Annotated in this window: 17 protein-coding genes, 4 tRNA genes, 1 other RNA gene and 1 pseudogene; 14 read left to right on the top strand and 9 right to left on the bottom strand. The window is 67.9% G+C overall.

The annotated features are described in order from the left end of the window. The first annotated feature begins 214 nt into the window (after positions 1–214). The 8 genes from ABZ348_RS11040 (at position 215) to ABZ348_RS11005 (ending at position 5879) form a co-directional block, all read left to right on the top strand. Positions 215–553, top strand: coding sequence for an Lsr2 family protein (locus tag ABZ348_RS11040; protein WP_358931540.1), 339 nt, complete (start codon positions 215–217; stop codon positions 551–553). Between the two features lie 780 nt (positions 554–1333). Continuing rightward, positions 1334–1405 (top strand) — tRNA-Gly (locus ABZ348_RS11035). Positions 1406–1484: 79 nt separating this feature from the next. Continuing rightward, positions 1485–1557, top strand: a tRNA-Gly gene (locus ABZ348_RS11030). 309 nt (positions 1558–1866) lie between these two features. Next, positions 1867–2784: an ABC transporter ATP-binding protein gene (locus tag ABZ348_RS11025; RefSeq protein WP_358931538.1), complete on the top strand. Its 918-nt coding sequence runs from the start codon at positions 1867–1869 to the stop codon at positions 2782–2784. Between the two features lies 1 nt (position 2785). Beyond that, positions 2786–3610, top strand: a complete 825-nt coding sequence (locus tag ABZ348_RS11020; RefSeq protein ID WP_358931536.1) for an ABC transporter permease — start codon at positions 2786–2788, stop codon at positions 3608–3610. An 88-nt stretch (positions 3611–3698) separates the two neighbouring features. Further along, positions 3699–5126, top strand: a complete 1428-nt coding sequence (locus ABZ348_RS11015) for a histidine kinase (protein WP_358931534.1) — start codon at positions 3699–3701, stop codon at positions 5124–5126. Between the two features lie 49 nt (positions 5127–5175). Next, positions 5176–5784, top strand: a complete 609-nt coding sequence (locus ABZ348_RS11010; protein ID WP_358931532.1) for a response regulator transcription factor — start codon at positions 5176–5178, stop codon at positions 5782–5784. Positions 5785–5806: 22 nt separating this feature from the next. Continuing rightward, positions 5807–5879, top strand: a tRNA-Gly gene (locus ABZ348_RS11005). A gap of 169 nt (positions 5880–6048) precedes the next feature. Here the strand turns inward: ABZ348_RS11005 and ABZ348_RS11000 are convergent. The 6 genes from ABZ348_RS11000 to ffs all read right to left on the bottom strand — a co-directional run bounded on the left by ABZ348_RS11000 (position 6049) and on the right by ffs (position 14765). Beyond that, on the bottom strand, positions 6049–6963 hold the full coding sequence (locus ABZ348_RS11000) for a phosphoribosylaminoimidazolesuccinocarboxamide synthase (protein ID WP_358931530.1): 915 nt from the start codon (positions 6961–6963) through the stop codon (positions 6049–6051). A 163-nt stretch (positions 6964–7126) separates the two neighbouring features. Beyond that, positions 7127–8581 carry a N,N-dimethylformamidase beta subunit family domain-containing protein gene (locus ABZ348_RS10995; RefSeq protein WP_358931528.1) on the bottom strand — a complete coding sequence of 485 codons (1455 nt, stop codon included), beginning with the start codon at positions 8579–8581 and terminating at the stop codon, positions 7127–7129. Positions 8582–9065: 484 nt separating this feature from the next. Beyond that, positions 9066–10742 (bottom strand): hypothetical protein, encoded by a 1677-nt coding sequence (locus tag ABZ348_RS10990; RefSeq protein WP_358931526.1) that lies wholly within the window; start codon positions 10740–10742, stop codon positions 9066–9068. Between the two features lie 339 nt (positions 10743–11081). Then, positions 11082–12335, bottom strand: a complete 1254-nt coding sequence (purD, locus tag ABZ348_RS10985; protein ID WP_358931524.1) for a phosphoribosylamine--glycine ligase — start codon at positions 12333–12335, stop codon at positions 11082–11084. A 59-nt stretch (positions 12336–12394) separates the two neighbouring features. Next, positions 12395–14608: a DNA polymerase III subunit gamma and tau gene (locus ABZ348_RS10980; RefSeq protein ID WP_358931522.1), complete on the bottom strand. Its 2214-nt coding sequence runs from the start codon at positions 14606–14608 to the stop codon at positions 12395–12397. Between the two features lie 58 nt (positions 14609–14666). Further along, positions 14667–14765, bottom strand: an RNA gene (ffs, locus tag ABZ348_RS10975) — signal recognition particle sRNA small type. Positions 14766–14836: 71 nt separating this feature from the next. Here ffs and ABZ348_RS10970 point away from each other — a divergent pair. Beyond that, positions 14837–14924, top strand: a tRNA-Ser gene (locus ABZ348_RS10970). A gap of 63 nt (positions 14925–14987) precedes the next feature. On the opposite strand, the pseudogene ABZ348_RS10965 reads toward ABZ348_RS10970, so the two are convergent. Beyond that, a pseudogene (locus ABZ348_RS10965) lies at positions 14988–15634 on the bottom strand (tyrosine-type recombinase/integrase); the annotation flags it as partial. A 911-nt stretch (positions 15635–16545) separates the two neighbouring features. Here ABZ348_RS10965 and ABZ348_RS10960 point away from each other — a divergent pair. Next, positions 16546–17505: a hypothetical protein gene (locus ABZ348_RS10960; RefSeq protein ID WP_358931520.1), complete on the top strand. Its 960-nt coding sequence runs from the start codon at positions 16546–16548 to the stop codon at positions 17503–17505. A 604-nt stretch (positions 17506–18109) separates the two neighbouring features. Here the strand turns inward: ABZ348_RS10960 and ABZ348_RS10955 are convergent. After that, positions 18110–18310, bottom strand: coding sequence for a hypothetical protein (locus tag ABZ348_RS10955; protein ID WP_358931518.1), 201 nt, complete (start codon positions 18308–18310; stop codon positions 18110–18112). Then, positions 18307–20730: an N-6 DNA methylase gene (locus ABZ348_RS10950; protein ID WP_358931516.1), complete on the bottom strand. Its 2424-nt coding sequence runs from the start codon at positions 20728–20730 to the stop codon at positions 18307–18309. Before ABZ348_RS10950 ends, ABZ348_RS10955 begins: the two co-directional genes overlap by 4 nt. 355 nt (positions 20731–21085) lie before the next feature. Between ABZ348_RS10950 and ABZ348_RS10945 the strand changes: the two genes are divergently transcribed. The 4 genes from ABZ348_RS10945 to ABZ348_RS10930 all read left to right on the top strand — a co-directional run bounded on the left by ABZ348_RS10945 (position 21086) and on the right by ABZ348_RS10930 (position 24413). Further along, positions 21086–21301 carry a type II toxin-antitoxin system VapB family antitoxin gene (locus tag ABZ348_RS10945; protein WP_329231001.1) on the top strand — a complete coding sequence of 72 codons (216 nt, stop codon included), beginning with the start codon at positions 21086–21088 and terminating at the stop codon, positions 21299–21301. After that, positions 21298–21720, top strand: a complete 423-nt coding sequence (locus tag ABZ348_RS10940) for a PIN domain nuclease (protein WP_329231000.1) — start codon at positions 21298–21300, stop codon at positions 21718–21720. The genes ABZ348_RS10945 and ABZ348_RS10940 overlap by 4 nt, the downstream gene beginning before the upstream one ends. 344 nt (positions 21721–22064) lie before the next feature. Continuing rightward, on the top strand, positions 22065–22688 hold the full coding sequence (locus ABZ348_RS10935; protein WP_358931514.1) for an amino acid transporter: 624 nt from the start codon (positions 22065–22067) through the stop codon (positions 22686–22688). 291 nt (positions 22689–22979) lie between these two features. Then, positions 22980–24413: a DUF2252 domain-containing protein gene (locus ABZ348_RS10930; RefSeq protein WP_358931512.1), complete on the top strand. Its 1434-nt coding sequence runs from the start codon at positions 22980–22982 to the stop codon at positions 24411–24413. Positions 24414–24440 lie beyond the last annotated feature (27 nt).

Below are 24440 nucleotides of genomic sequence, written 5' to 3'. Positions count from 1 at the left end.
CCGAGTAACCAGAAGCAGAAATCCAGGGAAAATAACCCGATCCCCATTGCTCCTGACGCGCGCACATAATTGGGTGGGCTTCACAATGCACTACCGGTCGCTGTACAAAGGAATACGCAGGAAAGCAGTATGGCCCCTCGACAGCCGGAAAGCCGGTATCCCCGCACGTCAGAATCGGTGCCGTGCGGAGCACCGCGGGAAAGGACCGATATCCGTGGCTCAGCGAGTAGTGGTCACACTCTCCGACGACATCGACGGCGGGGAAGCGGCGGAAACGGTCAGGTTCGCCCTGGACGGGAAGTCGTACGAGATCGACCTCAATAGCGCCAATGCAAAGAAACTGCGCAAGGCGCTGGCGCCGTACGTGGCAGCAGGACGAAAGCAGCTCGGCAGCGGGAAGCGCGACAAGCCCAGGACCGGCACGTACAAGCACACGACGCTTGAACCGGCACCCGCTGCGGTACGCGCCTGGGCACAGTCGAACAAGATGGACGTACCGGCCAGGGGGCGCATCCCCAAGGCGGTCTACGAGGCATTCCGAGAGGCGAGTTGAAGCCTGCCCGGGAGGGCGTCCCCGACCCGGGGGCCACAGCGGAACGGGACCGCCTACCACGGCGGGACTCCGACAGCAGTGGCCGAATCGGATCGGTAGCAGCATCGAGAGAAGTGCCGGTAGAAGCACCGGCAGAAGCTTTGACAGCAGTGAAGTTGGCCCGTGGGCGCCCGAAGTGGGCCCACGGGCCTCTTCGTTGGTCCGCTTCGGGCAGCGCAGGGTGTCGAGAGCTCGCTCCGGTGCAGCCGCGCCCAGGGGAAGACACTCCTCGGTCGGGAGCAGTGCGCTTCGGATCGGCCCCGGCCGCGCGCCTCGGTCGAGAACCCGGCCATACAGCCGTACAGCCGACCGGTGGACCGGTCGTCGCATCGGTAGGGGCAGCGGGTTCGTACGTCACAGCGGTAGCGACCCCTGCGGAGCCGCCCCCAGGGGATCGTGGACCTGTGGCGGCCGGGCGCATGTCTGGGCCCCTGTCCATGAGCGCAGGACTGAAGGTGCACCCTTTTGCTCTTGTTGCTTTCTGTGACGGATGTGACCCGCCACTCACCAGCCAGGCCCCCACCATCCGACACGCGGCGCTCGCTCCCCCCGGCCCCTCCCCCCTCGGAAGATCCACTCCTTGAGGCCGGAAAGATCCACTCGGTAGACCGCCTCAGGTCAGCGCCCCCTGAGCCCCCGACACCCCTGTGTCGATTCCGAGTTGCGCAGCACCCCCAAACGTCGGCTAGAGTTTGAGTCACGCCGAGGGGCAAGGCCAAAAAGGCCCCACCTCAGCAGCGTGCGGGTGTAGTTCAGTAGTAGAACATCCCCCTTCCAGGGGGAAGGCGCAGTGTGCAATTCCTGTCACCCGCTCTCATCGCTTTACCGGCCATCGATTTCGATCAGGTAGAGTGGTGCCCGCGCCGCCCGGTGAGAGCCGAGCGGAAGCAATGCGGACGTGGCTCAGTTGGTAGAGCATCACCTTGCCAAGGTGAGGGTCGCGAGTTCGAATCTCGTCGTCCGCTCAGTGCAGAAAGGCCCTGGTCTTCACGACCGGGGCCTTTGTCATGACATCCGAATCGGGACATCCCGAATCGCAACAACCGGATCCATGCCTCAAGATCAAGGCTTCCGAATCGTGACCACGGGACGGCAGCGAGATCACAGCGCCGGATCACCAGCACCAGAATCGGGATCACGAGCACCCGACGAGCATCCGGAGTGCGTCCGGTTCCTCGAAGGCCGCATCGGTGCACCGCCCCCATGACAAATGTCATCGCCATCGGTGACGCCGCGCACTGACCCCGTTCCCAAAGCGGCGGGACGCTGTTCCCATGACCACAGACCAGTACGTGATCACGGTGGATGAGCTGCGGCGAAGCTACTCGGGGGGCTTCGAGGCGGTGAGCGGGGTCTCCTTCTCCGTGGCCCGGGGCGAGGTCTTCGCCCTCCTCGGCACCAACGGCGCCGGAAAGACCTCCACCGTAGAACTGTTGGAGGGACTCGCCGCCCCCACCGCCGGGACCGTACGCGTACTCGGCCACGACCCCTACCGCGAGCGGGCGGCCGTGCGCCCCCGGATCGGGGTGATGCTCCAGGAGGGCGGCTTCCCCTCCGATCTGACCGTGGCCGAGACCACCCGCATGTGGGCCGGCTGCACCACGGGCGCCCGCCCGGTGGCCGAGGCACTGGGTCTGGTCGGCCTCGGTGAACGGGCCTCGGTGCGGGTCAAGCAACTCTCGGGCGGCGAACGCCGACGGCTCGATCTGGCGCTGGCGCTCCTCGGCCGACCCGAAGTGCTCTTCCTCGACGAACCGACCACCGGACTCGACGCGGAAGGGCGCCGCGACACCTGGGACCTGGTGCGGGCGCTCCGCGACTCCGGCACCACGGTCCTCCTGACCACCCACTATCTGGAGGAAGCCGAGTCGCTCGCCGATCAGCTGGCGATCATGCACCGGGGGCGCATCGTCACCACGGGCACACCGGCCACGGTGACCGCATCGCGACCCGCTCGCATCCGCTTCCAACTGCCCGAAGGGGTGCCGGCCGCGCGGCTGCCGCTCACCCTCCAAGCCGGGGCCGACGGTCAGCGGATCGAGATCCGCACCCATCAGCTCCAGGAGTCCCTGGAAGAACTGCTGCGGTGGGCGCGGGAGTCGCAGATACGGCTGGAGGGGCTCGACGCCCGCTCCGCCTCCCTCGAAGAGGCATTCCTCGACATCGCACAGACGGAAACGGTGGGTGTGTGACATGGCGACGACCCTGAAGGACCACGGGACCGCCCGTACATCCGCGGCGGGGAAGCCTTCGGGCCCCTCCGCGACGGGACGGCTCGCCGCCCTCGGCAGGGCGGAATGGACCCTGCTCATCAGAAACCGGAGCGCGCTCTTCGTCGCCCTGCTGATGCCGTTGATCATGGTGGTCGCGACCAAGTCATCCCTGGACGAGTTGGACCTCGGCAAAGCCGGAATGAGCGTCGTCGAGGCGTCGATGACCGCCGGCATCGGCTTGGTCCTGCTGCTGGTGATCCACCTCAACCTCGTCTCCGCCTATGTGGCCCGCCGCGAGGAACTGGTGCTCAAGCGGTTGCGTACGGGAGAGGTGCCCGACCACGAGATCCTCGTGGGGACCGCGCTCCCCGCGGTCGGCCTCGCGCTGACGCAGTGCGTCCTGCTGCTGGCGGGCGGGGTCCTGGTCATGGACCTGAGCGCCCCCCGGCGCCCCGACCTCCTGATCGCGGGCATCGTCATCGGGGCGGTGCTGCTCACGGCACTGGCCGCGGTGACGGCAACGGTGACCCGCACGGTGGAGAGCGCACAGATCACCACCATGCCGATGTTCCTGGTCTCGGTCGCGGGCTCCGGCCTGCTCGTGCCGCTGGAGGTCATGCCCGAGAAGATGGCTTCGGTGTGCGAGCTGCTTCCGGTCACCGGTGTGATGACCCTGGTCAGGGCCGGCTGGCTCGGCGGCGCGGATTCCGCGGATGTGATGCGGGCCGTGGTGATCACCTTGGTCTGGACGGCACTGTCGGTGTTTGCTGTCTCGAAGTGGTTCCGCTGGGAGCCGCGCCGCTGATCGCCCACCCTGCCGATCACGGCAGGGGACGCCGCCGAGCAGACGGCCGCGGATCATCAGTGGGGGTGTGCATCGACGGAGGTGGCTCGTGCGGGTGAAGGGTTGGAGCGGTCGCAGCGGGCTGGCCAAAGTGGATCTCTACACCCGAGGCACGCTCTACGCGATCGTGTGGATGGGCGCGATCGGGTTGACCCTGATGATGCTGACCCCTCCCATACGGGTCGAAGGCCCCCTGGCACTCGCCGTCGTCGGGCCGCTCCTCGCGGTGGCGACCGGCGTGCTCTGCGGGAAGCTCAGCTGCCGGGGAATGGACGTCTACCTCCAGCGGGCGGAGGTCCCTTGGCGGCTGATGGCCTGGGCTGCGTCCGTGACGGCCGGCACCGTTGGCGTGGTGCTGGCCCTGTCACCTCCGGAGGCTCTCCCCGATGAGGGCGGGATGCTGGCGGGGATGTTGATGGCCTCCCTGGCCCCCTTCCTGACGGCGCACTGCCTCTTCGTACCCAACCGGGTTACAGCGCTGGTCCAGTTGTCCGTACTGACCCTGCTGGCCGGACTGCTGGCCGTGACCGGGCACACGGCGGACACGGTGCTGGCCGTCTTCATCTCGGTGGGGTTCACCACCGGCTGGGCCGCGTTCACCGCACGGGCCTCCATGTGGATCCTCGGGGTGCTGTGGCAACTGCGTGAGGCCCGCGATGTGGAAGCACGGCTCGCGGTCGCGGAAGAGCGTCTGCGGTTCGGCCGTGACCTCCATGACGTACTGGGCCGCAATCTGGCCGTCATCGCCTTGAAGAGTGAGTTGGCGGTGCAGTTGGCCCGGCGCGGCAGGGCGGAGGCCGTCGACCAGATGTCCGAGGTCCAACGGATCGCGCAGGAGTCGCAGCGCGAGGTGCGCGATGTGGTCCGCGGGTACCGCGAGGCCGATCTACGGGTGGAGTTGGAGGGTGCCCGCGGAGTGTTGGGCGCGGCCGGTATCCACTGCACGGTGGTGGTCACGGAACTCGATCTGCCCGCGGACGTGCAATCGGCGCTGGCCTGGGTGGTGCGGGAGGCGACCACCAATGTGCTCCGCCACGGTGACGCCCGCCGCTGCCGGATCTCGGTGGGGCTCACGGACGGCGAAGCCGTGTTGGTGGTGGAGAACGACGGCGCTCACCACGGCGCGGACCGGCCCCCCACTGCCGGAGAGGCGGCCACCGGCGACGACGCCCCCTCCGCACCGTCGACCGTCCCGGCCCCCGCGCTCTCCTCGACCCCTCACCGGGCCCGGCGGCCGGGTTCCGGGCTCGCGGGCCTACGGGAACGGCTCTCGGCTGTAGACGGCACGCTGGAGGCGGGCACCGCACCCCGAGGCTGCTACCGGCTGACGGCCCGGGTGCCCGTGGAGGGCCGCGCGGACCAGCCGGCGCCCGCCGAGGCGGCAGCCCATGGGCGTACGGGACCGGAGGGCGGGCAGCCAACCGCTGGGAAGTCGGGCACCAGCCCCACCGGCCCCGCGGTCGTCGACGCCGGATGACCGCGGTGAGCCGCCCACCGGGCCGCACCCGACCGAGAAGAGGCACCGGATGACCGTACGGGTACTGCTCGCCGACGACGAGCATCTGATCAGGGGCGCGCTGGCGGCCCTGCTGGCGCTCGAAGACGATCTGGTGGTGGTCGCGGAGGCCGCCTCCGGGACCGAGGCGCTCGCGATGGCCCTCGCCCACCGTCCGGACGTCGCCGTGCTCGACCTCCAGATGCCGGGAGCGGACGGTGTGAGCGTGGCCACATCCCTGAAGGCGCAGCTCCCCGGGTGCAGAACCATGATCGTCACCAGCCACGGCCTGCCGGGACACCTCAAGCGGGCCCTGACGGCGGGCGTACGGGGGTTCGTCCCCAAGACGGTCAGCGCCCAGCGACTCGCCGAGATCATCCGTACCGTGCACGCCGGACACCGCTATGTGGACCCGGAGTTGGCGGCCGATGCCATCTCTGCCGGCGACTCGCCGTTGACCGCACGGGAGGCGGAAGTGTTGGATCTGGCGGCGGACGGCGCACCCATCGCGGAGATCGCGGAACGGGCGGCGCTGTCGCAGGGAACCGTACGGAACTACCTGTCGTCGGCCGCCTCGAAACTGGGGGCGGAGAACCGGCACGCAGCCGCCCGTCTCGCACGGGAGCGGGGTTGGGTATAGTGGGCTGCGCGCCACGGCGCATGCGGACGTAGCTCAGTTGGTAGAGCGCAACCTTGCCAAGGTTGAGGTCGCCAGTTCGAACCTGGTCGTCCGCTCAATTGAAGGCCCCGATCCTTTTGGATCGGGGCCTTCGTGTTGTTCGTGTCCCTTCGGGCGTTCGGGTCGGTTCTGGGCCGGTACGCGCCGACCCGCCGGGCGCGAGGCCACGGCGGGTCGGCGTACCGGTCCAGGGCTGGATGCAGGGCTCAATCCAGGAACGGCCGCTCAGGACGGGGTCGAGTCCCAGGGCATGCCGGTCAGCAGCTCATACGCGTCCAGGTACTTCGCCCGGGTCGCTTCGACGACCTCCTGCGGCAGGGCCGGCGGCGGCTGCTCGCTGCGGCGGTCCCAGCCGGACGCCGGTGAGGTCAGCCAGTCCCGTACATACTGCTTGTCGTACGAGGGCTGGGCGCGGCCCGGCTGCCAGTCGGCGGCGGGCCAGAAGCGCGAGGAGTCGGGCGTCAGCACCTCGTCGGCGATGACCAGGCCCCCGTCCGCGTCGATGCCGAACTCGAACTTCGTGTCGGCGAGGATGATGCCCCGGTCGCGGGCGATGTCGCGGGCCCGGCCATAGACGGCGAGGGTCGTCTGCCGCAGGAGGGCGGCGGTCTCGACACCGACCTGCCGGGCGACCTCCTCGTAGCTGACGTTCTCGTCGTGGTCGCCGACCGCCGCCTTGGTGGCGGGGGTGAAGATGGGGCCCGGCAGTTCGGAACCGTCGCTCAGCCCCTCGGGCAGGCCGATTCCGCAGACCGTGCGGGACGCCTCGTACTCGGCCAGACCGGAACCGGTGAGGTATCCACGGGCGACGCACTCGACGGGCACCATCTGGAGGGACTTGCAGACGATCGTGCGGCCGGCCCAGTCGGCGGGGGCGCCCGCGGGGAGTTCGGTGCTCAGGATGTGGTTCGGAACGAGGTCGGTAAGACGCTCGAACCACCACAGGGAGAGCTGGGTGAGGACCCGGCCCTTGTCCGGGATCTCCGTGGGCAGCACCCAGTCATAGGCGGAGATCCGGTCGCTGGCGACCATGACGAGGTCGCCCGCCTCGTTCCGGTACAGCTCCCGCACCTTGCCGGTGTGCAGATGCACCAGCCCCGGCACCTGAAGCGGTTCGGGCTTTTCCACAAAACCGGACATGGGTCCTCCCCGTAGCTCTGACTGACAGGTCCGATTCTCCCGTATGGAACGGCAGGCTCCGCTGTGGGGGCGCAGCTCGCGGCGGGGTGGGGGGCGCGTACGGGACGACGGTACGGATGGGGAGCGGGCGATCGGGGCAGGGCCGGGAGGGGCACGGCCCGGCTCAGTCCCGCTTGCAGATGCGGTCCAGGAGGTTGGCGGTCGCGCGCTGGATCCGGCTGTCCACATGGCCCGGACGGTCGAGCGCGGGCGCCCAGGCGAAGGTGCCCGAAGCGAAGACGAGCCCGCCCGACGGTGCCCGGTAGAGGGACGTCTCCTGATGTCGCAGGGCCCCCTTGGCGTCCCGGTAGGGGGAGTGTGCGAGAAGGATGCGGCGCCGGTGCTCCGGTAGCGCGGTGCGCGGGAAGTAGCGGTCGGCCTCACCGGCGACCAGACCGGCCAACTCGTCGCCCTCGCCGGCACCGGTCGCCTCCCAGAGCCAGTGGCCGGCGTTCCGTACGACCAGGGGGTGCGGCTCCGGGACGCGGCCCGCGTACTGGATGCCGAGCAGTTGCTGTTCGGCCCGGTCGATCTCGCGCCACAGTGCGGCCTTCCCGGGACCGCGGCGCTTGCGGCAGGTGAGGAGCCGGTCGGGCACGCCGGACGGGGACGGGCCGAGCTCGACCTGCCAGTAGAGCGAGTTCGCGGAGAGGAAGACCAGCGAGGTGCCCTGGTCGCGGGCCGCCTCGACGGTGCGGCGCATGGGCACGGACCAGTACTCGTCGTGGCCGGGGAAGACGAGTCCGCGGTAGCGGGTGGGGTCGACGCGGCCACCGTGTAGATCACGGGCGTCGGCATAGGCGACGTCATAGCCGTACCGCTCGGCCCACCGGATGAAGTCATAGGCGTGGCCGACGTGAAGGGGCAGCCCGGCACCGGCGTAGGGGCGGTCGAAGGACACCGTGACGGCGGCGTCCCGCTCCCCGAGGAGCCGGCCCTTGTCGTCCCATGCGTGGTAGAAGCTCGCCCCCGTACGACCGTCCTCCGGATAGAGGTTGTACGCCTGCCAGGTGATGTCCGGCAGGACGAGCAGCAGATCCGCCGGCTTGTTGTCGCGCACGGTGAACGGGATATGGGAGCGGTAGCCGTCGACCGTGGTGAGGACCGCGACATAGGCGCCGACCGACCAGTACGAAGGGACCTGGAGCCGCCAGGAGAGCCACCAGTGGTGGCAGGAGACCGTGCGGTCGGCGGTCAGCGGAGGCAGTTGGACGATGCCGGAGAGCCGTGGACTGGTGGCGATCTTGGATGCCCCGGCTCCGGCGTAGTGTCCGATCCGATAGACGTCGACCGAGAACTGCTGTGGCGGGTCCACGGTGATGTGGAAGTCGATCGCTTCGCCGGGAGCGACGGCACCGGTCGACGTGAACCCCTTGATCTGGCGATTCACATCATCGGCGGTACGAGGACCCCGGGCACGACCCCGATCGGGGTCCGCGTACCAGGGGACGACCTGTCCATCGGCGTCCACGTACTGCTCGGAGCCGCGCAGCCACGGGAGGGGTCCCTGCCCGAAGGGGTCCGTCACGGCATGGGCGAGGGCACCCGACTCCCACCGCCGGATCTGCTCCGCCCCCATGCGCCCTCCCTCAATGCCCCCGGACAACTGCGCTACGCCGAACGGTCGGCGCCGATCCCCAGCACATCACATAACGCATGCGGACCGTCACCCTTCGTCGTGAATTGTTGAGGGAGTGAGCTTTCTGCCACGGCGGACGGATGTGGTGCGCGCGGGTACGGAGCAGCGAAGTCGACGATCGGATGGCGCCGGTGCTACGCCGGGGGACGGTCGGGCTCCCGGCGGCGTACGGCCCTGGGGAGAGGTCACCTCGCCGCGCGGGGGGCGTCGGTGGAGCACCCGGCGGGCCGCGAAGACGCCGGGGAGGCGCGCAGCAGGCCGATCCGTGCCCTCCCGGGAGCCCTGAGCCGGGGCGGTAAGAAAACGGGCGAGGGGACTCCGTGCCCTCCAGGGCCCGGGCGCTTCATGTCCTCCGGGCCTCTTCGGAGGAGGCGGGCGGGACGTTCCAGACTCGACCTGGACGAGCCGGACGGGCTGCCTCGAACTAGACGAGCCGGACGGGCTTCTCCGCACGCACACCCGTTTTGGTCAGCCAAGCCCGGAGGGGTCCGGGATCGCCGTCCTCCGTCAGGCTGAGCACCGGGGACATCAGATCGGCCGAACGCGCCCCCCGTATCAACAGGGCCGGGCCGTCCAACCAATCCAGTCCCGGTGCGGCACCCGCGGTGTCCACCGCGGCGCAGCAGACCATCGCGGTGACGTGGTCGGCGAGCAGTTCCCGTCCGGTGCGCGGCGGCTGCAAGGGGAACAGCGGCAGGGGGTCGGCACCCCAGCCGTTCAGCGCGTCGCCCTGGCTCCTCGCAACGGGGGCGGCGGCCGCCGCTTCCTCCCGGGCGACCTCGGCACTGATGCCGGCCGCGAGGTTGTCCCCGACCTCCGGCGCCGGGCGGCCCAGGTGGGTGATCACCCGGGCGAGCGTCGGACCGTGGGGGCCTTCCGAAGGCGTCACTCCGAGACCGTCGAGCACGCGATGGAGCCGGGCCGCTTCCGTACGCCATTTGCGGTCCACGACCTCCTCCGGGTACTCCTGCCAGCCGACCGGAGACCAGTTGGCGCCCGTCTCGGCCGGGCCACCGTGGAAGAGGCGGGCGGCCAGGAGCGAGGCTGCCTCGTCGACGGCGCCGGGTTCTTCCAGGAGGTCACAGGCAGGGCGCTCACCGAGCCGGGAGGTGAAGCCTTCGGCGAGCCGGTCGCGGCGGGACAGCTCGGTGAGGGCGGAGACCACCCCGGCGTCCAACCGGGAGGGCCAACGGCCCATCCGCCAGGCCGGCAGGGCCACCCTGGTCAGCAGCCTGTCCCAGCCCGCGTAGGCCAGGCCGACCTGCTCCTGGGCGACGATCCGCAGACCGTAGTCGACTGTTTGCGCCCGCTCGGAGGCAGCGACTGCCACGCCCCGCTCCATCTCTCCCGCATAGGTGTGGCAGCTGCGCAGCAACAGCCGGGCTATGGGGCCGATGAAACCGAAGGCCAGCCGTCCCAGCAGACGCAACGGGGTCGATCGAACGGCCCGCTGTGCGGAGTCCGACGCCAACGCCACGGCCGCATCCAGCCCCCGTACGAAACGTCGGGCGGCGGCTATGTCCGGGTGGGCGGACGGTGCCGTGCCCGCGACGACGGGAGCCAGCACGGCCCTCAACTCGGCCACCCGCATCCACCACAGGAACGGGGAGCCGATGACCAGCACCGGTGCCTCCGTCGAACGCCGCACCCGCGAACCGGTCCGCACCACCTGCCGGAGGGCGTGCGACGGATGGGTGCGGTCCTCCAGCCAACTGTCGCAGTCGGGGGTGAGCGCCAGCGCGGAAGGCGGAGGCACGTCGAGCCGCTCGGCCAGATCCCGCACCAGGCGGTAGAGGTCGGGAGCGGAACGCTCGGGGAGCTCGACCGTGGGGCTGAGGGCCGGCTTCGCCCGCACGATCACCGTGGCGACCGCCGCGGCGAGGACCAGCACGACCAGCGCACACACCGAGGTGACCCAGCGCGCACCGTCCCAGCCGGGCCCGCTCATATGACCGGTCACGCCCCCGGTGAACAACACCACGGCCGCCGCCGCAGGCAGCAGGGCGACCGCCACCGCCCGGCTGCGGATGCGCAACACGGCGAGCGCGCGCAACCGCGCGGCCTGCGAGCCGAGCGACTCGCCCATACCGGTACCGGACACGCCGGTCCTCACCCCCTCTGCATGGCGACGGTGAAGGTCACTCCCCCACTGTGACACCCGTCACTGACATCGCAATGCCGATGAGCCAAGTGCCGGAACGCTTGCGCCGCACCATAGTTGGGGCGTCGGCAGCCGTCATCCAGATGGCTCAGTCGTCACTCAATGGAATGGCCTTGGGCAAAGGTGAGGACGGGCCAGGAGAGTGCTGGGTTCACTGCCGGATCGCACGGGTTCTCGCGCACTCCACGCAGGCCCGGGGTCGCTCCGAGAGGGCGAACCCGCGGCTCGCAGCTCGCGGAAGGTGACGGCAGCACCGCGAAGAGTGCTGCCGCCCTCCCATCAGCCCTCGGCGACCGCGCGGGCGATGTCGGTCCGGTGCTGGGAGCCGTCGAGCTTGATGCGGGCGACCGCCCGGTAAGCCGCATCGCGCGCCTCGCGGAGGTCCTTGCCGGTCGCGGTGACCGACAGCACCCGCCCGCCTGCGCTCAGAACCACATCGCCGTCCTGCTTGGTCCCGGCGTGCAGGACGTACGCCTGGGGTGCGTCCTGCGCCGCGACCTCGTCCAACCCCTCGATGGGGTCGCCGGTGCGCGGGGTGTCCGGGTAGTTGTGGGAGGCGATGACCACAGTCACGGCCGCCTCGTCATGCCAACGCAACGGAGGTTCGTCGACGAGCGTGCCCTTCGCCGCGTGCAGGAGCACGCCCGCGAGCGGAGTGCGCAGCCGTGCCAACACCACCTGGGTCTCGGGGTCACCGAAGCGGGCGTTGAACTCGATGACGCGTACGCCGCGGGAGGTGATCGCAAGACCCGCGTACAGCAGTCCCGAGAACGGTGTGCCGCGCCGGCGCATCTCGTCGACGGTGGGCTGGAGCACGGTCGCCATGACCTCGTCCACCAGCTTGGGATCGGCCCAGGGCAGCGGGGAGTACGCGCCCATGCCGCCGGTGTTGGGGCCTTCGTCGCCGTCCAGAGCGCGCTTGAAGTCCTGGGCGGGGGTCAGTGGAAGAACGGTTTCGCCGTCGGTGATGGCGAACAGGGAGACCTCAGGGCCGTCGAGGAACTCCTCGATGACGACCCGACCGCCGCAGGCGATCGCGTGGTCACGGGCCACGGCCAGATCGGAGGTGACGACGACGCCCTTGCCGGCGGCGAGACCGTCGTCCTTCACCACGTACGGAGGCCCGAAGGCGTCCAACGCGGCGTCGATCTCCTGTGGGTTCGCACAGACGTAGCTACGGGCCGTGGGCACTCCCGCGGCGGCCATGACGTCCTTCGCGAACGCCTTGGAGCCCTCCAGCTCCGCAGCCTCGCGGGACGGGCCGAAGCAGGGGATGCCTGCGGTGCGCACGGCATCGGCGACACCGGCGACGAGCGGCGCCTCCGGGCCGACGACGACGAGTCCGACGTCCAGTCGGGCAGCGAGTCGGGCGACTGCGTCGCCATCGAGGGCGTCGACCGGGTGCAGCTCCGCGATCTCGCCGATGCCGGCGTTTCCGGGCGCGCAGTGCACAGCGGTGACGTCGGGGTCGAGGGAGAGAGAGCGGCACAGGGCGTGTTCGCGGGCGCCGCCGCCGATGACGAGGACCTTCACGCCCGTCAGCCTAACCGCCGCGGACCGTGCTCTCGTACGGCCCTCCGATGGGAGGCCGCCTACTCGTTCGTGTATTCCTCCACGACGGTGGCCCCCAGCTCACGCACGATGAGGTCATGGCCCGAGAGCGCGGACTCCACCAGATCCGGGTCGTCGTCCTCGGGCACATCGTCCTCGGGGGAGACCGGCGGAGGGGCGTGCACGGGGGCGGGAGCGGTGCGCGGCGGCTCCTGGGCCACAGGTCTGGACGGTGCGGGCTGGCTCGGATGCGGCTCCTGTGCGGCAGGGGCCTGACCCGCCGGCCCGGACGCGCCGGACTGACCGCCGGAACCTCCCTGGGGCGCGGCCGGAGCAGCGGGCGCAGGGGCCGGACGCGGGGCGGGCGCCCCCGATCCATATCCCCCGGGCGCGGGGCGACCTCCGCCGAAGCCGGATCCACCACCGGGACCGGGACCGCCACCGGAGGGCCCGGGGCCTCCCGTACCGCCCGAGGGGTCGATGATCGCTTCGACCTTCCACTGCACGTGGAACTGCTCTGAGAGCGCCTGTCGGAGCACGTCTTCGCTGCCGCTGCTCGCGAAGTTGTCGCGGGCGCCGGCGTTGAGGAAGCCGAGTTGGAGCGTGGTGCCATCGAAGCCCGCCACCTGTGCATTCTGGCTGAGGAGGATCCAGGTGAAACGGCGGCGGTTCTTGACCGCTTCCAAGATCTCGGGCCACATGTTGCGCACCTGGCCGGCGCCCTGTGCCATGCCGGGGGACGCCGGCGCCGCCTGCGCGGGCGCAGGGGCGGAAGCCTGCGGGGTGGGCGCGGGCGCAGCCGGTCGCGGCCCCTGTCCGGGAGCGGAAGCGGTGGGCCAGGCACCGGGTCGGGAGACGGCTGCGGCCTGCGGTGCGGGCTGCGCCTCGACGGACGGAGTCGGAGGGGCCATGGGAGCTGCGGCCGGCGGAGCGGCGAAGTGCGCGGGAGGTTCCGTTTGCGCCGGGGGCGCAGCTTGTGCGGGTGCGGTGGGGCGGGACACCGGGCCATCGGGCCCGGGCATGTGGGTGTGCATCTGAGGACCGGGGACATAGCCCACGGGCGGTCCACCACCGGCCCCGGCAACTCCGACCGCGGCAGCGCCGCGCTCCAGTCGGTCGAGCCGGGCTTGGGTGGAGCGCTCGTCGTCGTACGCGGCGGGAAGCAGCACCCGCGCGCAGATCAGCTCCAACTGAAGTCGCGGAGAGGTCGAACCGCGCATTTCGGTGAGGCCGGTGTTGACCAGATCGGCGGCGCGACTCAACTCGGCCGCGCCGAACACGGATGCCTGGGCCACCATGCGCTCCACCACATCGGCAGGGGCGTCGATCAGCCCCTTCTCCCCAGCATCGGGCACCGCGGCGAGGATCACCAGATCGCGCAGACGCTCCAGCAGGTCGGCGACGAAGCGGCGGGGGTCGTTCCCGCCCTCGATGATCCGGTCGACGATCTCGAACGCGGCGGCTCCGTCACCGGAGGCGAAGGCGTCCACGACGGCATCGAGCAGGGAGCCGTCCGTATAACCGAGCAGCCCGGTCGCCATGGCATAGGTCACACCCTCTTCGGTGGCCCCGGCGAGCAACTGGTCCATGACGGACATGGAATCCCGCACGGACCCGGCACCGGCCCGCACGACGAGGGGCAGCACACCGTCGGCGACGGGGATGTCCTCCTTGCCGCAGACCTCACCGAGGTAGTCCCGCAGGGTCCCGGGCGGCACCAACCGGAACGGATAGTGATGCGTACGCGAGCGGATGGTGCCGATGACCTTCTCGGGCTCGGTCGTCGCGAAGATGAACTTGAGGTGCTCGGGAGGCTCTTCGACGACCTTCAGCAGGGCGTTAAAGCCCTGCGGGGTGACCATGTGGGCCTCGTCGATGATGTAGATCTTGTACCGGCTGCTGGCCGGTCCGAAGAACGCCTTCTCCCTCAGATCACGGGCGTCGTCCACACCACCGTGGGAAGCGGCGTCGATCTCGATGACGTCGATCGACCCCGGGCCGTTCCGGGCGAGGTCGCGACAGGACTGACACTCGCCGCAAGGAGTGGGGGTGGGCCCCTGCTCGCAGTTCAGACAGCGGGCCAGGATGCGCGCGCTCGTCGTCTTGCCACAACCTCGCGGCCCGCTGAACAGGTAGGCGTGATTGACCCGGTTGTTCCGCAGGGCCTGCTGCAACGGGTCAGTGACATGCTCCTGCCCGATGACCTCGGCGAAGGACTCGGGGCGATAGCGGCGATACAGCGCAAGGGACGACACACCCACGAGGTTATCGGGGCCCGCTGACAACCGAAGCCCACCCGCCCCCACCTGCACAAACGCAAGCGCCCCCCACGCACCCGCCAGAGCCAACCTACCCTTGCTGCCTTCCGGCCCTGGGGGAGTTCAGTCAGATAGCGCCACGTGAGGGGCTCCGCACACAGTACCCGATCGCAGGGGCGGGAACGAGTTCGCGAGCATCCCCCGGCGTCTTGTATTGTTTGCCGCGGAGGATTCGCCTAGTGGCCTAGGGCGCACGCTTGGAAAGCGTGTTGGGGGCAACCCCTCACGAGTTCGAATCTCGTATCCTCCGCCAGTGCCTCACCGGGCACTAACGTCGAAGGGCCCCACCGTTCGCGGTGGGGCCCTTCGACGGTTGTCAGCCCTCGTTGTCCTGGTTTTTGTCCACAGCGGGTGCCTCCGGGGGTCCCCAGATGGCTTCGGCGATCTTCCGGGCCACGTCCTTGAGCATGGCGTCCGGTACATGGAGGTAGCGGGCCCGCATGCTTGCCGAGGTTCCCGGCTCCCACCCCATGATCTGATCGATGATTCGGGCCAGAACACCCAGCAGCATGAGCACCGTGGCGGCCGTATGCCGGGCATCGTGCAGCCGACCGTCCCGAACCCCCGCATCTTCCAGTAGACGCTTCCATTCGTGGTAGTCCGTATCCGGGCTCAGGGGACCCCCAGGGGCTTGGTGAACACACGTAGTCCGACTCAGTCCACAGGTCGCCGGCCGTCTTGCGCTCGCGCTCTTGCGTCTCGGCGTGTGCGCGGAGCATGGCGACCAGCGGGCCGGGCAGGGGCACGAGTGCGGCGGCCCGCTCGTAACGTGACTTGGTATTCCTGGTCTCGCGCTGGACTTGCACCTTGTCCGGGCAATACCCCGTTCCCGCCCGGCCGCACGGTGAGGCATCCAAGCACCCTGCTTGTACCTGGGGCACAGACGGTTCCGGCGCAGTTACTCAGACACTCATTGCCGAGGTCGACGTCAGACCAGCGCAGTCCAACAGTCTCGCAGCGTCGCTGATCGCCTTGGAGCACTGCAGGTTTGAATACTGTCGCTTGGTTCACAACCAGGTCCTGACCGGCGTCTTTGGCGTCGGGACGGAGAACGCGGAGCCAGGTGAGAAGCCTGACCGCTCAACCGCGCGGGCGGATGTGAGTATCAGCCTGCTCCTCACTGGCAACTGCAACGGCTGTGAAGAATCAGTTACGCCCCGCCCATACTCCCGCTTCGCCGCCCAACCTCTCCTTCGGTACGTCGACCAAGTCGTACACCGCGAACGGATCGTGCACGTCATCCCGGGAACCAGAACAGGTAGTGCTTACTGGAGCGGGTGAAGCACATCTATCAGGCACTCGTGAACGCCGCGGTCGGCGAAGGCTCGGGGCACGTCGCTGCAGGACGGAGGAAATGCGGGACCACCGTGCGCAGCCGCTCGGCCGCCAAGCTGACCGTGAGACGCTGAGCACGGGCTAGGGATGGGGCATGACGATGTGAGGCAACTGCTGACGCCCGGGTCGTCGCATACCTGAAATGCCGCTTCAAGAGCCCGACACCTCGGCCTGAGTGGAGAACTCAGCACCATCACGCATACGGCGGGGTCCGCGCCTCTAGTCGCCGTCAGATGCTAGCCGCGCAGGTCCTCAGCTGCGAACACGAACACGCACACGGATCGTAGGAGCAGGGGAGGCAGGTCACGCGACTGCTGGGCAACACCCCCATCCTAGGACTCAAACCATCGCGCAAAAGTAGTCAAAGACGATCAACATCGTTCTCAATCTCCAATTAATTAGTCACTTACCTCTGCAATGCAACAATGCATGCAACCTGAAGACTCTCCGACCTAGCATCTCTAGCGAGTGATCGAGACGCGCAGGCGCGCCACCCTCGACCCCCGAGACATCGAAACAAAGCGAGGAGAGGACAGAACGTGACTGAGGAAGACAGCGAGAATCCGCGCGCATACACCGAGATCATCGAAGTTACACCCGGCAAGTGTTCGAGCTGGATGGAAAAGAGGACATGCAACCGCGTCCCCTTGAAACGCTCCAATGTAGACAAGTTTAAGAGCATTCTGCGAAATAAGCAGTTTCGCACTACCCACCAAGGCTTCGCTCTGGACTCACATGGCTGCCTCATTGACGGACAGCACCGAGCCGCCGCCATTATCGAGACCGGCGTTACAGTGACTGCCCAGGTCACGTACAACCTCAGCCCGGACACCTTTGCCGCGATTGACGGCGGTCGCGTCCGTGCAGCCGGCGACTTCGTCGCACAGATCACGGAGATGAGGCAGAACAACGCCAACGTCTATGCAGCCGCGCTTAAAATCATTGCAAACCGCGCTGCGGGCCTGCACTGGATGAGGTGGACCAGCGGACGGCTGACCGCCGAACACGTACAGGATTTGGTTCCAAGGTGGCCAGTCGACGAGGGCCGCATCGTCCGTCTAGTCAGCAAGGGAAAGCAGTGTCACTCCAGCGCAACGGGATTGATTGTCGCGCGCACGATCATTACAGAGGTATGGCCTGAGAGTATCGCCGACCTGTTCTTCGACGGCATCGGTGAGACCAGCCGCGAATTTGTCGGGCGAGACCCTCGCTCCCTGTACACGAACACCATGATCAATGTGAACCGCGGGGTGGTGAGCAGGGACAGCGTTCAGCAGTCGGCTCAGGCCATCAAAGCGTTCAACGCCCTCGTATCGGGTGAATCTATTGGTACCCTGAAAAAGATGAAGGTGGCTGGCGTAAAGATCATCAAGGATCGACGAACCGGCAAGGAGATTCAGCAGGAGTACCCTCCAGATCGTTACCCGGAAGTCATTCAGCCGGCCATCAACATCAGTGACAAGTGGCTTGGAAGTGACGACACAAGGTCGATCGAGTAAGAGAACAGGTCAAGTCTCCCGCCGGAGCAAGCTCACCCAGTCGCGAGGGACAAGGCGCTGAGCCTGGCCGACTTCGGCAGCAAGCGCGAGAGCAGGTCCCTCGACGCCGAGGCGGAGTCGCGTGGCATCGGCGGCATTGCCACGTTCTGGTGTACGAAGTCGTCGGCCTCTTGGGAGCCGAGATATGAGGTGAGCGTCAAGGTTTGGCGTCGTTCACCGGCGGCCGCTTGCGAGTACCCGGAGTTTGGTCGGGTTCTGACGCGGAGCTCGGAACTGGTCACGGACGGCCTGCGTTCGGCTGGCGCGACCTGCGATTCCGGCGAGCGGCGGGGCGACAGGCTTGAGGCAGCCTCGTCGCACTGCAGGGGGCTCGTGGCAGCAACACCACTCGACCGGTTGCAATTTCGGTTGCGTTCATCCTGCGAACCGCATCGCCACCGGTCAGGACGTGCGTGACCATCTTTGAACAGCCAGACGAATATTTGGAAAGCGTACTGGGGGCAACCCCTCACGAGTTCGAATCTCGTATCCTCCGCCATTGCTCTCACTGGGCAATACGTCGAAGGGCCCCGCAGCTTACTGCGGGGCCCTTCGACGTTGGCGGTCACACGCCGATGGCCGCAGCGATCAGGCCGAGACTCAGGATCACGCTGCCTGCGAACGCCGAGCCTGCCACGAGGGCAGCGTCGGCTGCTCGTGTTCCGGTGCGCGTCTTCAGGATGAAGGCCGCTAACGCGACAACGGCAGAGAACAGCAGGACGACCAGGAGCCACGCGAACCTCGCGGCGGGGGGCAGGCCACTCATCGGGAGGTCCTTTCGGGGAAGGTGTCAGCTGAGGCAGGCGCAGTCGGGCCTTGGAGGGCGACAAGTCCGACCAGTTGCTCGGCAAGCTCCTTGTGCACCTGGGTAGCTACCCGCGCGACCTCCAAGTGCCTGGCGATCTGCTCGTCAAGCGCCTCGAGTGCCCCAGCGATGCGCTTCTGCTCGGACCATGCGGGCAGATGAACCGGCAGCGCCTGAAGGTCGGCTTTGCTGATTGAAGGGACTGTGGTCTTCTCGGAGCGGCTCTTGATCCACTCGGTGGTCCGTGAGAGCGAGAGGTAGGCCAACAGGTAAGCGGGGCAGACCTCGGGCACGAACCGGTGAAGGCGGATCAGATTACTGCCGAACAACCAGCCCACCTGGTCTGCCCCCACGTGCGCCACAGGCCCCACCGTGCCCGTTCGAGCGCACAGAATGTCTCCCTCCTGCAGGGCGAAGCGCCGCAACCTCTGCGCTTTGTCGTACGGAACAGCCGTACCGCGCACATCGGCGACCCGGCGATCGCGCAGATGCTTCGGCTGGACAACCGGCACCACACCCCCGGGCACGTAGGCATCCTTCGGCAACAGTGACGGAGAGGGGCCTGCTTGGAGCTCGCACAACTCGCCGAGGCTCCGCCATTCCCAGTCATCTGGTGCGGTGTTGATCAGCAGACCGAGCCCGCCGTCAACTTGCCGGAACCCGGCAACTCGGGAGTCGGCCAGGACATCGGCCCGCCCGGCCTCCTCCCGGGACCTCAGCAGAGCGCCGTGGGGATCTGTCAGCTCTTCTGTGTCTACGTTCGAACGCCTAGCGGGCCGTGCGTAGTCGGCAGGGCGCAACGAGGAGCCGGCTGCGTTGACGGCGTCTCTCCGGACTGCCGCGCAAGGAAGCCGGGAATCCGGGAGGACCGCGTCGTTTCCGCCCGTCCCACGCCACGAGTGGTAGGCAGCCGCGATAAGCGCACAGTCGTCAGCCTCCAGAACGGACAGCTTCCTGGATACCTTGGTTGCCAGGCCGGAGGCGTCAATGAACAGAACCTCTCCCGAACTCCGTTCCTGCGCTTCTGGCTTCAGGATCCAGACATTGACAGAGATCGTGGTTGCGCTGAACATCTTGGCCGGCAGCGCGATGACGCATTCCACGGCTCCGCGATCCACCAAGGCGTGCCGAATGCGCTGCTCCTTGAGATTCGAGGAGGTGGCAGCGCTGTTGGGCATGAGGACAGCAGCCCGGCCACCCTCGTTGAGGGACATGACCGCGTACTGAGGCCACGCCAGGTTGGCGTTGGACGCCGGTGGTTCTCCGTAGGTCCACCAGTCGGCATCAACCGGCACCGCAGGAACATTGAACGGCGGATTAGTGAGAACGAGATCCGCCCGGCGACGCCGGGGCATCTCCGTCCAGGGGCGGGTCGCGCCTGTAAGGTTCAGCAACTCCGGACGAGCACCGTGCACCATGAGATTCATGGCCGCGAGGTCGCGCGTCTCCGGATGGGCACTCCCGATCGTGACAACCGGAATCCCTCCACCGGCCTCATTCCCCGGCTCCGGTCTGGCGGCCAATACGGCTGACAGGAGCTCGCCGCCCCGGCCGTTCGGGTCGTACAGGCTTTGAGCCGCAGAGCTCTCCCCGAGCAGCGCTGCCAGAAGACGTGCGACACCTGGCGGGGTGAAGGCATCACGGCTTCCCAGCCCGGCCGCAAGAGCGTGGTGGCCCAACAGTTCTGTAAAAACTCCGCGCCCTGAACTTTCGATCTTGTCCAGAAGGCGGACGATGGCTTGAGGGCTACGGGGGTTGAGGTCCTCAAGCCTTACTGCCATGGCACTGGTCACACCTTGCGCCGCGAGAGTCTGTTCGACCTGCTGCGCAACTGCGGGCAGGAACCTGTGGATGCGCGTTCCCGCCTGACCTTGTGCGGCGGCCCGCCGCACCACTGCCCACCTCCTCCGCTGGGCCCACCTCAGGTAGACAAGGGAAAACAGCAGATACAGGAAGCTGACTCGCGACCCCGAGCCCCAGTGCCCCTCGTCCTGCTCACGGAAGAGGATGTCGGCTAAACGGAGGTGCTCGCCGTCGGTCTCATCACCTGCAGTATCTCGGGCAGCCGAAAAGCCCTCCGCTTCGAGGTCCTCTACCGCCTCGGCCTCTGACGCCGCGATAAGAGCAGTCCGAGCCCGATCGGCGTACGTGGCATCTTCCCTCTCATCCTCCCGCCGCGCCCTCGGCGGAACCGAGCGGCCCTTCAGCCAGGTGAGCACGTCGGACAAGTAGTAGTAGTCGGTGCCACCGGCTCGCGTAGGGCTCGGGAAGTCCGTGTACCTGCGCTCCCAATTGGTGATCGCCGAGCGCTGCACGCCGGCCATTTCTGCGATAGCTGCCCTCGACACCAACTGCTGCTGCTGGTATCTCGTGATTCTCATGCTGCCCCGTTCGACCGCGCGAACCGCCAATGCAGCGGATCCGATGGCTGTGATGTTAGGGAGGGCAGCCATGTGGCAGCAACTGCGCATTGCAGTGCTCACTGAGACACAACACTCCCTTGAACGCAGTTCAGCACGGAAAGCGCCGGCAAATCACCCTAATACATCTCTCTAAAAGACCATAAAATAGCCACGAATCATACCTCCCTCACCTCACATCTATGACTCATCTTGTGAAGCCCTTCAACATAGATCGGTCATCATCCCGCCCGGGGCACCCGCGGCCTGGCATCACACAGCGATACCTCATATGCGATACACTCGATGCCATAGTTGATATCTCAGGAGGTCATCGATGAGTCGCACAGTGATCGATCTCGACGACGAGCTGCTGGCCGACGTGGCTCAGGCACTGGGGACCGGCACCAAGAAGGAGACGGTAAACACCGCCCTGCGCGAAGTGCTCGACAACCGCCGACGGGCTCTCGCTCTCACTCGGCTGCGGGCCGCAGCGGGCGAAGGCGCCTTCGATCTGAACGCCTTCGAGGAGAAAAGGGACTACCGGCGGTGAGCGCGGCACAGTTCCTGATCGACACAAGTGCGCTCGCCCGATTCTTCCGCGACGACGCCGAACAGTACGGATGGGATCAGGCCGCCACAGCAGGGCTCATCGCGACCTGCCCTGTTACCGAGCTGGAGTTCTTCTACAGCGCCCGCTCCGCCGCGGACCGTGCGCGCGGCATCGAGGACATGCGGCTGCTGTTCGGCTGGGTGCCCGTCGATGACCGCGCGTACGACCGCGCCTGGCGGGTTCAGGAGCTGCTGACCCAACGCGGTCAGCACCGCAGTGCGGGAGCTGTTGACCTCGTCGTCGCTGCCACAGCGGAACTCCAGGGGCTGACCCTCCTGCACCGCGACCACGACTTCGAATGTATCGCCGCAATCACCGGTCAAGCCATGCAGTGGTACGGCCCGGTGTCCGGTAAATGAACGAGCGCCTGGTCTCAGTTCTGGTCTCATTCGCAGGTGTTCACCACAGTTCACCAATCCTGTAGCCGCCGGCTCCGCCACAGGTCCAGACGCCCACGACTGTTGCCGAACGGCGAGCGAACATTTGGAAAGCGTGTTGGGGGCAACCCCTCACGAATTCGAATCTCATATCCTCCGCCAGTGCCTCACCGGGCACCAACGTTGAAGGCCCGGCTAGCGACATGAAGACCCCAGACATGGACGACTTCGAACGGCTGGTCCCCGATAGGATCGTCATCGAGAAGGTGTGACATCGGCCTTCGCTTCCGCCCGCCCACCCGTTCGTTCACTGGGAGTATGGGCCGGTGAGTGCTGACGTGTTGGGACGCTGGGTGCCGGAGCGCCCCGAGTACGTGGCCGCGGTCCTCGCCGAGGCGGACTTCCCGTGGTGGATCGCCGGTGGCTACGCGATCGAATGCGCGGTCGGCCGTGAGCTGCGCGCACACGGCGATCTGGACGTCCTCGTCCTCCGGCGTGACCAGGCCTTCGTACGTGAGCTGCTGGCCGACTGGGACCTGCACGTGGCGGATCCTCCCGGGCAGGGGAAGTTGCGACCGTGGCGTCCTGGAGAGGTCCTTCGGTCGCCGCTCCACGACATCTGGTGCCGCCGCACGCCCGAGGCGCCCTGGTCGTTGCAGCTCATGCTGGACGAGGTCGAGGGCACCCAGTGGGTCTCGCGGCGCACCCTGGCAATCCGGCTCCCGATCGACCGGCTCGGGCGAACGAGCGCCGCGGGCCTCCCGTATCTCGCGCCCGAGGTGCAGCTCTTCTACAAGGCAAAGGCGACCCGGGACAAGGACGAGACCGACTTCGAAGCGGTACTGCCGCTGCTCGACGCTACGGCTCGCGCCTGGCTGGCGGACGCGATCAAGGTGGTCGCGCCCCACCACCCCTGGCTGCGCCGGCTCTTTCCGGTCAGCCGAGCGTGAGCAGCGGAACGTCGTAGCGGTCTGGGTTTCCGAGGCCGGTTCATGGCGGGCGACGTGACCTCCACGATCAGCAGTTCGCTGAGCCGAGAGTGACGGTGTAGCTCTCGACGCACCCACACGGCCGAGGCACCGGCGGGCGGGCGGCTCGCTGGCAGCGGGTGTGCAGCGCAGCCGATCGGCCCGAGCTGCGGGCGGTCGAGGTGCGGGCTGTTCTGTGCGTCGGATAATGGGTGGGGCGGCCGGGGCTGGCAGGCTTCCCACCGGTTCGCGCTCGGACCGGAGGAGCGCTCCATGGCCAAGGGCAGTGGGAAATCCGTATCGGACGTGTTGCGTCCGTCCATGCGGTTGTCGCCGCGGGAGCGGGCGGATCTGGGCAGGGCGGCCCGGCAGGAGGTGCCGAGGTCGAGTCATGCCGGGTTCACCCCCGCCGAGGGGCGGGCGGATCCGGTGGACGTGGTCGAGGAGCAGTCGGCCTCCCGGGTGCCGGAGTTGATCCCCATCCGCTACGGCCGGATGGCCGAGTCGCCGTTCCGGTTCTATCGGGGCGCAGCCGCGATCATGGCCCTCGATCTGGCTTCCACTCCCCGTTCCGGGCTCTCGGCGCAGCTCTGCGGGGATGCGCACCTGCTGAACTTCCGGCTGTTGGGGTCGCCGGAGCGGCGTTTGGTCTTCGACATCAACGACTTCGACGAGACCTTGCCGGGCCCCTGGGAGTGGGACGTCAAACGCCTCGCCACCAGTCTGGTGATCGCCGGTCGGGAGAACGGGTACTCCACGAAGGAGCGGGCGGACGTGGTGCGGGCGGCGGTGCGGGCGTACCGGGAGCGAATGCGGTTCCTCGCCGGGATGGGGAACCTCGACGTCTGGTACGCACACGGCGACATGGAGCAGCTCCAAGCGCTGGCGGACCAGCGGCTCGATGCACGAGGCAGGCAGCGACTGCGCAAGACCATGGCGAAGGCGCGGACCCGCGACAGCATCCAGGCGTTCGAGAAGCTCACCCGGCTTCAGGGGATCGAGCGCCGGTTCACTCCGGATCCGCCGCTGGTCGTGCCCATCGACGATGTGTTGCAGGGGGCCAGGCGCGACGATCTGGTCGGCGAACTCCATGCGTTGGTGGACCGCTACGCGCAGAGCCTGTCGACCGAGCGTCGGCATTTGTTGCGTCAGTACCACCTGGTCGACATCGCCCGGAAGGTGGTGGGTGTGGGCAGTGTGGGGACGCGCTGTTGGATTCTGCTGCTGCTCGGCAAGGACGCGGGGGATCCGTTGATCCTCCAGGCGAAGGAGGCGGACCGTTCGGTGCTGGCCGCGCACGTGGGCGAGAGCGCGTACGACAACCAGGGGCAGCGGGTCGTGGCGGGGCAGCGGCTCATGCAGGCGGTGGGGGACGTCTTTCTCGGGTGGGACCGGGTGAAGGGGGCGGATAGTCAGCAACGGGACTTCTACGTAAGGCAGTTGCACGACTGGAAGGGCATCGTGACGCCGCAGATCATGGTGCCCCGCGGGATGCGTCTCTTCGGCGAGCTCTGCGGACAGACGTTGGCGCGTGCGCATGCCCGGTCCGGTGACCGGATCGCCATCGCCGGCTATCTCGGTGGCGGGGACGTCTTCGACCGTGCGGTGACCGGTTTCGCGGAGGCGTACGCGGACCAGAACGAGCGGGATCACGAGGCCCTGGTGGAAGCGATTCGCGTGGGCAGGGTGAAGGCCGCGAAGGCGTGATCGCCGCCCGTGTTCAAAAGTGTGGTG

It is taken from the genome of Streptomyces sp. NPDC005963 (assembly GCF_040638655.1).
GTDB lineage: Bacteria > Actinomycetota > Actinomycetes > Streptomycetales > Streptomycetaceae > Streptomyces.
This window is presented reverse-complemented; position numbering and strand designations above follow the sequence as displayed.